Annotated in this window: 12 protein-coding genes; 6 read left to right on the top strand and 6 right to left on the bottom strand. The window is 63.4% G+C overall.

The features are described from left to right. Window positions 1-288: 288 nt before the first annotated feature. Together P0D62_RS18670 and P0D62_RS18675 are read right to left on the bottom strand one after the other, a co-directional pair. Entirely contained in the window at window positions 289-738 is a 450-nt protein-coding gene (locus tag P0D62_RS18670; RefSeq protein WP_135010949.1) for a VOC family protein, read from the bottom strand. Beyond that, window positions 735-1268, bottom strand: coding sequence for a carboxymuconolactone decarboxylase family protein (locus P0D62_RS18675; protein WP_275704047.1), 534 nt, complete (start codon window positions 1266-1268; stop codon window positions 735-737). Before P0D62_RS18675 ends, P0D62_RS18670 begins: the two co-directional genes overlap by 4 nt. 348 nt (window positions 1269-1616) lie before the next feature. Here P0D62_RS18675 and msrB (P0D62_RS18680) point away from each other — a divergent pair, with 348 nt between their 5' ends. The 6 genes from msrB (P0D62_RS18680) to msrA (P0D62_RS18705) all read left to right on the top strand — a co-directional run bounded on the left by msrB (P0D62_RS18680) (window position 1617) and on the right by msrA (P0D62_RS18705) (window position 4793). After that, window positions 1617-2093 carry a peptide-methionine (R)-S-oxide reductase MsrB gene (msrB, locus tag P0D62_RS18680; RefSeq protein WP_135010938.1) on the top strand — a complete coding sequence of 159 codons (477 nt, stop codon included), beginning with the start codon at window positions 1617-1619 and terminating at the stop codon, window positions 2091-2093. Continuing rightward, a complete protein-coding gene (msrA, locus tag P0D62_RS18685) occupies window positions 2090-2650 on the top strand; it encodes a peptide-methionine (S)-S-oxide reductase MsrA (protein WP_135010939.1) in 561 nt (186 codons plus the stop codon). The genes msrB (P0D62_RS18680) and msrA (P0D62_RS18685) overlap by 4 nt, the downstream gene beginning before the upstream one ends. Before the next feature lie 52 nt (window positions 2651-2702). Beyond that, window positions 2703-3122: a GNAT family N-acetyltransferase gene (locus P0D62_RS18690; RefSeq protein ID WP_135010940.1), complete on the top strand. Its 420-nt coding sequence runs from the start codon at window positions 2703-2705 to the stop codon at window positions 3120-3122. 70 nt (window positions 3123-3192) lie between these two features. Then, window positions 3193-3633: a carboxymuconolactone decarboxylase family protein gene (locus P0D62_RS18695; RefSeq protein WP_200829467.1), complete on the top strand. Its 441-nt coding sequence runs from the start codon at window positions 3193-3195 to the stop codon at window positions 3631-3633. Between the two features lie 129 nt (window positions 3634-3762). Continuing rightward, window positions 3763-4239, top strand: a complete 477-nt coding sequence (msrB, locus tag P0D62_RS18700) for a peptide-methionine (R)-S-oxide reductase MsrB (protein ID WP_135010941.1) — start codon at window positions 3763-3765, stop codon at window positions 4237-4239. Continuing rightward, window positions 4236-4793, top strand: coding sequence for a peptide-methionine (S)-S-oxide reductase MsrA (gene msrA / locus P0D62_RS18705; protein ID WP_135010942.1), 558 nt, complete (start codon window positions 4236-4238; stop codon window positions 4791-4793). Before msrB (P0D62_RS18700) ends, msrA (P0D62_RS18705) begins: the two co-directional genes overlap by 4 nt. Before the next feature lie 60 nt (window positions 4794-4853). On the opposite strand, the gene P0D62_RS18710 is transcribed toward msrA (P0D62_RS18705), so the two are convergent. From P0D62_RS18710 to P0D62_RS19240, 4 genes are all read right to left on the bottom strand, one after another. Beyond that, entirely contained in the window at window positions 4854-5216 is a 363-nt protein-coding gene (locus tag P0D62_RS18710) for a hypothetical protein (RefSeq protein ID WP_200829468.1), read from the bottom strand. A 61-nt stretch (window positions 5217-5277) separates the two neighbouring features. After that, entirely contained in the window at window positions 5278-5769 is a 492-nt protein-coding gene (locus P0D62_RS18715; RefSeq protein WP_275704048.1) for a hypothetical protein, read from the bottom strand. A 216-nt stretch (window positions 5770-5985) separates the two neighbouring features. Beyond that, the gene (locus P0D62_RS18720) at window positions 5986-6369 is read right to left on the bottom strand and encodes a thioredoxin family protein (RefSeq protein WP_135010944.1); all 384 of its coding nucleotides are present in this window, start codon (window positions 6367-6369) and stop codon (window positions 5986-5988) included. Window positions 6370-6703: 334 nt separating this feature from the next. After that, window positions 6704-7108, bottom strand: a complete 405-nt coding sequence (locus tag P0D62_RS19240) for a thioredoxin family protein (protein WP_406708284.1) — start codon at window positions 7106-7108, stop codon at window positions 6704-6706. Window positions 7109-7302 lie beyond the last annotated feature (194 nt).

The raw sequence follows: 7302 nt of genomic DNA on the forward strand, positions 1-7302 counted from the left end.
TACAACCACCACCGCCGGCACTCCTCGCTCGGCTACCTACCCCCAGCCGAGTACGCTCGAAAGTGCACCCATCAAATGGAAACCGACGACTCACAGAGCGTCCGGACCGAATGAAGGGGGCGGCTCACTCGCTCACGGTCACGTGGAAAGTGTGTGACTCAGCATCCCTGTCACATCCCCCCATGTCGTATGTTGCTTCGATCGTTCACATGCTTGCCACGCACGGGAGCATCGGCCTTGGAGGCCTCCGGAATGCGAGGAGTGAATGGCGGCCCGTCGGCCTCAAGATCAATGCTCGGTTGTGCGCGGGATCTTCTGTATGAAGCTGATCAGGTTTCCTTCACCGTCCCGAATCGCCGTACCGACGCCGATCGCCGGGCCAAGATCCACGCTCTTCCACACGAAAGTCACGTCTCGGACCTCGAGCTCAGCGGTGAGTTTCGTGATGTCTCCCGTCTCGAACACAAGTGCTTTATTCCCGACTGGGAGGAGGTGATTCGGCGGGTCCGCGAAGAGCGCGTCGATGCGGTACCGACCAGGGGCCTCGAGCAACTCGATATATATGCCGGCGCCTCGAACGATCGCTGCGTCTGCACCGACGGCCTCGACGCGGGATCGGCTGACAAGCTCGAATTCCAGCACTTCTTCCCACCAGGCGATTGACTTCTCGAGATCTTCGACAGCCAGAGCAATACCCGCGAGCCGCACGTCGAGCAGACCTCGGATCCTGGAGATCATGACGGCAAGCCTGTCTCGGGTTTGAGCACTTCGCCACCCCGTGGGGTTGTTGAGTCGACGGGGACGGCTCCCTGCGCGAGCTTCAGGCGGGTCCACAAGTTCATGTTGATGATCACCGCGGCCATTTCTGCGACGTCTCGCTCCGTGAAGTGGGTGCGCAACTCGTCGTGCGCTGCGGCAAACTTCCCTTGGTCAAAGATGGTGAGAGCTTCGCAGTACGACATGGCCGCGCGTTCTCGTGGCGAGAACATCGTGCTCTCACGCCAGGACGGGAGGTGAGCGATGACGATCGAAGGTATACCGATCTTGGTCGCGACCTCGGTGTGCAGTATGAGGCAGTACGAGCAGGGATTGAGCTGCGCAACCCGCAGCCGAAGAAGTTGCAGTAACCGTGGATCACCGGGCAGCTCGGCGGAGTATCCGAAAGCCGCAGCCATCGCACTCGCCAGACGTCCGAAACTGGTCCGATTGGGGTCGAATCGCGTGTTCCGGAAGCTCACGTTCTCGAGCACTGGACCGAACCTGTTCATTCCGCGCCTAGGCACCAGCCCCACCGCCCCCTTCAGGACCGAGTCCCTGCGGTGAAGCTTGCACCGTGCGGTGCGCGAAGACCGGGGTGGTGACCAAGTGCCGGGCTTTCTCGTGCTTGGTGGTCTCAGTGCGCGCGCTGTCGTCGGTCGAGCAGCTCGACCATCCTTCGTATGCTGCACCGTCAGCCCACCGCGATGGAGGCCGAGAGCTCGCACGAGTGTCGCTCATCGAAGGACTCCCTACTCCTGGTGTGTCGAGTCACCAGGCGACCCGAGTCATGACCACTATGGACTCTAAGGTCCATACTGGCCTACTGTAGGCATCGACCGCCACAACGAGGAGGAACAGTGAGCGCCAAGGGTTATACCAAGACCGATGAGGCGCTGAACCGCCTCACGGAACATCAGCGGCAGATCACGCAGGAGGACGGCACCGAGCCTGCCTACGACAACGAATACTGGGCGAACGACGAGCCCGGGATTTACGTCGACATCGTCTCCGGGCAGCCGCTCTTTTCCTCGAACGATAAGTACGACAGCGGCACAGGCTGGCCCAGCTTCACCAAGCCGATCGACGACGAAGCTCTGGAAACCAGAACTGATCACCAGCTGACCACGCCCCGAATCGAGGTGCGCTCGACCGGTGCGGACAGCCACCTCGGCCACGTCTTCCCCGACGGTCCGCACGATGCCGGCGGGCTTCGGTACTGCATGAATTCCGCAGCCCTGCGTTTCGTCCCGGCCTCATCCCTCGAGGAAGAGGGATACGGGCAGTACCGATCCCTGTTCGATGGGGATGCCGAATCGACAGGAGTTGTGGCATGAGCGACGGCGTTGACGACACCGGCAGGATCACCCGCAATCCCGACACCGAGACCGCCATCCTCGCCGGTGGCTGCTTCTGGGGCATGGAGGACCTGTTCCGCCACCAGCCGGGCGTAGTTGACACGCGGGTCGGCTACACGGGAGGCGAGAATGACCACGCCACGTACCGCAACCACCCCGGTCACGCCGAGGCGATTGAGATCGTCTTCGACCCGACCCAGACGACCTACCGCGACATCCTCGCCTACTTCTTCCAGGTCCACGACCCCACGACCCTCAACAGCCAGGGCAACGACTACGGCACCAGCTACCGCTCCGCGATCTTCCCCACCTCCATGCAACAGGAGCAGATCGCCCGCGAGACGATCGCCGACGTCGACGCATCCGGTCTGTGGCCGGGGAGGGCCGTCACCACCATCGAGCCCGCCGGCTCGTTCTGGGAAGCCGAGCCCGAACACCAGGATTACCTGATCACGTATCCCAACGGCTACACGTGCCACTTCGAACGCCCCGACTGGGTGCTGCCGAGCCGAACCGAGACGGACACACGAGCATAGCGACGTCGGACCTCAGGCAACCTCAGACGAACGCGCCGGAAACAGGACACACATGGACAGCAGTCAGGAGGGCATGGTCACGCTGCGAGGCACCGATCAGGTGCTCGGAGAACTGGACATGTCCGGGACCGCCGACTCGCTCGCCAAAGTCACGAACATCGCCAACAATGAGAGCGCATCGGTCTACGAACTCCGCATCGAGGACCGCACCGTCGCGGGACTTCTGTACGCCGAGACCGGCAATCGGGTGACTCTGCTCGCGACATCCGTGTTTCCTGAGTTCCGCGGAAAAGGGCTTGCCGGCAAGCTCCTCGGCGGCGTCCTCGACAAGCTTCGCGCCGAAGGCCGAACCGTGACCCTGACGTGTCCATTCGCCACCGCATTCGTCCACTCCCATCCCGAGTACGCAGATGTCGTCGATCCCACCTTCCCCGGCAACGCCCACTCACGCAGGCACGGGCGACGGCACTGAGCCGCACGAGAGGCAGCCATGACTCATCTCGAAGAACACTCGCTCCCGTACATGGACAAAGCCCTTCCCGATGCGTGGAAGGCAGCGACGACCTTCGCTAGCGCCATTTCCAAGGAGACCACTCAGCACGGGGCTGTCATCCGCGGAAGGCGAGATCATCAAGATCCGCGTCTCGCAGCTCAACGGATGCGTCTTCTGCCTAGACCTCCACTCCCGGCAAGCCCGGAAGCTGGGCGTGCCGCAGCAGAAGCTCGACCTGCTCCCGGCATGGCGGGAATCCACGCTCTTCAGCGACCGGGAAGCAGCGCTGCTCGCAGTCGCCGAGACAGCGACCACGCTCCCGCTGAGCGAAGACAGCAAAGCCGACCTCCTCGCCGCCCGAAACACCCTCGGCCAGGAAACTTTCATCAGCGCCGAATGGGTGGCCACCACCATCAACATCTTCAACAGGATCTCCATCCTCAGCGAGCACCCCGTGCGAGCGCGAGATGCTGAAGGGAAGCTCTCCTAGAGTCGAGAAGGACGCCCCGCAACGTCACGAAAGTCACAGCAGGCTTCCAGGATATCGGGACCAAAAGGTCCACTTCCGACGTTATCTCCAGTGACGCCGCAAGCCAGCGGCGGCAGAATCGGAGGAATCGTGCCCAGCAGTAACTACCCCAAGACGTCCGAGGCGCTCAGCCGTCTCACCCCGATGCAGTACCGCGTGACCCAGGAGGACGGCACCGAGCCGTCGTTCCGCAACGAGTACTGGAGCAACCACGAGCCAGGCATCTACGTCGACGTCGTCTCGGGCCAGCCCCTGTTCTCATCCACCGACAAGTACGAGAGCGGCACCGGATGGCCGAGCTTCACCCGACCGATCCAGTCGGACGCCGTCCACACCAAGACCGACCGGAAGCTCTGGATGGAGCGCACTGAGGTCCGATCCACAGGAGCCGACAGTCATCTCGGGCACGTCTTCGACGACGGCCCCGCCGACGCCGGGGGATTGCGCTACTGCATGAACTCGGCCGCACTCCGTTTCATCCCCGCAGCGGAGCTCGAGGCACAGGGATACGGCGAGTACCACTCCCTGTTCGACACCACCGACACCACCGAGGAGAACGCATCATGACCAGTGGCATCCACGACACCGGCCAGATCACCCGCACACCCGGCACAGAGACGGCGGTTCTCGCCGGCGGCTGCTTCTGGGGCATGGAGGACCTGGTCCGCCGCCAGCCAGGCGTGCTGCAGACACGAGTCGGCTACACCGGCGGTCGCAACAGCCACGCCACCTACCATCGTCATCCCGGTCACGCAGAGGCGCTGGAGGTGGTCTTCGACCCCGCCAGGACCACCTACCGTGATCTCCTGGCATTCTTCTTCCAGATCCACGATCCGACCACCGTCAACCGCCAGGGCAACGACATCGGCTCCAGCTACCGCTCAGCGATCTTCCCCGTCACCTTGGAGCAGGAGAAGACCGCCCGCGACACCATCGCAGACGTGGACGCCTCCGGCCTGTGGCCGGGCAGCGTCGCGACCACAATCGAGCCGGCAGGCCCGTTCTGGGAGGCAGAGCCTGAGCACCAGGACTACCTGGAGCGGTATCCGAACGGCTACACCTGTCACTTCCCCCGTGCAGGTTGGGTGCTTCCGCCTCGCGCGGCGCATGCGGCGATCTGATCAAAGGCGGAGGGTGTGCTCACCACGGTGAACACACCCTCCCGGTCGATAGGGAAGCGGCTAGTGAGCTCCGCCGTCGTCGGCCCAGACCTGCAGCTCGTTCATCACAAGCTCGTCGAGCATGGGCGTCTCGTACCGCCCTTCCGCGGCGTACGACCCATTCCGGAAGCTGAGCCCAGCAACAAGATGGTCTTCAACGATCCATCGAACTTCATAGCAGGCCCGGTAGCTCGGAGGCCAGAAAGAGCAGAAACGCCCCGTCGCGTCGAGGTACCATTCGCCGCGAGTGGACCGCCCATACTCGACATACACAGTGCCGCCGGCGGGGTCGAACGTCTGTGTCGCCCCGTCTGCGTATCGGAGAGGTCCTCTTGTCACCGCGTAGGCAATGTCTTCGGCGAGGACGACGTCACCATGCTTCATGATCGGCTTCCCCCAGCGTACGGAGCGTCGGCCCTCGCCTTCGTGCTAAACGCGGTCTCCATCAAACAACGGCCTCCTCGATGAGCTCGTAGATGTTCGCGCGCCGGAGGTCGGCGGCGTGAAAGACGAGACCGTCGCCGCGCTCGGGCGGTTCCACGGCGACATGCCGCACGCAAGTCGCGGCGAGATCTCGCTCTTGTCCCGTCATGACAACGAGCCCGATCACCGTGGTGTCGGACCCGACCGCGTTGGTCGCTGCCACGCTAATGTCGCGGGTGACATGCCGTGCGATGCGGTCCACACGTCGCCGTGAGGCGCCGTCAGCACCCTCGAACACCATCACCACCGTCCGCGGCTGCACAGAGTGCACCGCGCCAGTGACCTCCCGGCGTATGCGTGCCACTTCTGCTCTGCGTGAGCGGAAACCGAGCATTCCTCTGATCCGGTATGCGGCCAACACCATCCGCAGGTCCTCGACCGTGGGCATATCGGAGGCCAGCGGGACGAGGTCCAGAACGGCCGCGTCATCGCCAATACGGACTGGCAAACTCATGTCAGACATCGCGCCAACTGATCGGGGCTTTCGAGCGCTCTGTCCAGCCGAGGCGTGAAGCGTCAGCTGCAGCGAGAAGCACGCCGCCCACGCTTGCGTGCCCATCTACGTCCATCGTTGAGGCTCCCGTCGAGATATTCGGGCCTTCGTGTGCACTGCCGCTCGGCGACGCGCGACGAGGACCGCCCGTCACCAATTCGCTTCGCACCGCGGCGGCTACGCGTGAACGTGACCCGGCTCGTGCTGGTGGTTGTCGAGTTCGGCACGGACCTGCTCCATGTCCAGCCCTCGCACCTGAGCGATGAGGTCCGCCAACGCCGGCTTCGGCAGTGCGCCAGCCTGGAAGAACACCCTGATCGAGTCGCGGTAGACCGCCACGGTAGGCAATGCACGGATGCCGATCTCCGACGACAGCTGAGCCGCAGCCTCTGTATCGACCTTGCCGAACACAATGTCTGGGTGCTCTTCGGAGGCGGCCTCATACACCGGGGCAAACGCTCGGCACGCACCACACCAGGTCGCCCAGAAGTCGAGGATCACGATCCCATCGCGGCCCGTGACCTCCTGAAAGTTCTCGTCTGTTACGTCTATCGTTGCCATCTCTGGTCCTCTCTTAAGCAACTGTATTGGACTCCATGGTCCCGTTACATAGTCCTCGATCGCGCGGGACTGCGCAAGGTCGCGGCGACCTGTGAGCGGCGTAGTGAGGCCGTCAGCAGCGGGGCGGAGATGCGAATCGACACGTTGGTAAACGCGTTCGCCGGATTCTCCGTCCGAGACCAGGCGTGACGGACTCGCGAGGCGGGCCTCGGTAGCGTTCGGCTTTGAGGCCCGCGAAGGTTCCCGGCGTCGTCAACGTCGCCACCCGCGGGCGGCTGATTACGTGCTGCGGTCGGACCCGATCGTTGTGACGGTCATTCACCACCGGGGGGTATCACCGGATGAGTGTGCTCTTGCTCCAGAGGATCGAGTTCCATGTCGGCGGCGTTCGAGACGGCCTCGACGCCGGCACCCGAGCGACGACTCTCGTTGAGTGCCTGGATGATGCGAGCAAGCGCTGGTTCAGAAAGCGTGCCGGTATGGCTGAAGACTCGTGCGCCGTCTCGGTACCCCAGCAGGCCGGGACGGCGGCCACGCGTGCGACATGCGCAGCCTGGAGCTCGGTAGTGATGTCGACTCGTGCGTGTAGAACGTGTGACTGTTCGACGGATGACCTCTCGTAGATCGCACCGAAGGCGCGGCAGGGAGAGCACCAGCTCGCCCAGAAGTCGACGACGACGAGTTCGGTCGTCGCGACCACGCTTCCGAAACTCTGATCAGTCAAAGCAACCACGGTCATGGGTTGGTGCTCCTGTCAATTTCGACGCGACGGTCTTGGAGGGGCAAGGGCGTGGCGGCGACCCCTAGCCTCGAGATTTCACGGGGGTGTGGTCTCGACCGGCGGAATGAATGGCGAAAGGTGCTCCTGGCCTGGGATGATACGAGGTGTTGAGACCCGTAGCCATCCGCTGGAAGGAGCACCTTTCAGGTGTC

It is taken from the genome of Tessaracoccus caeni (genome assembly GCF_029211185.1).
Lineage (GTDB): Bacteria > Actinomycetota > Actinomycetes > Propionibacteriales > Propionibacteriaceae > Arachnia > Arachnia caeni.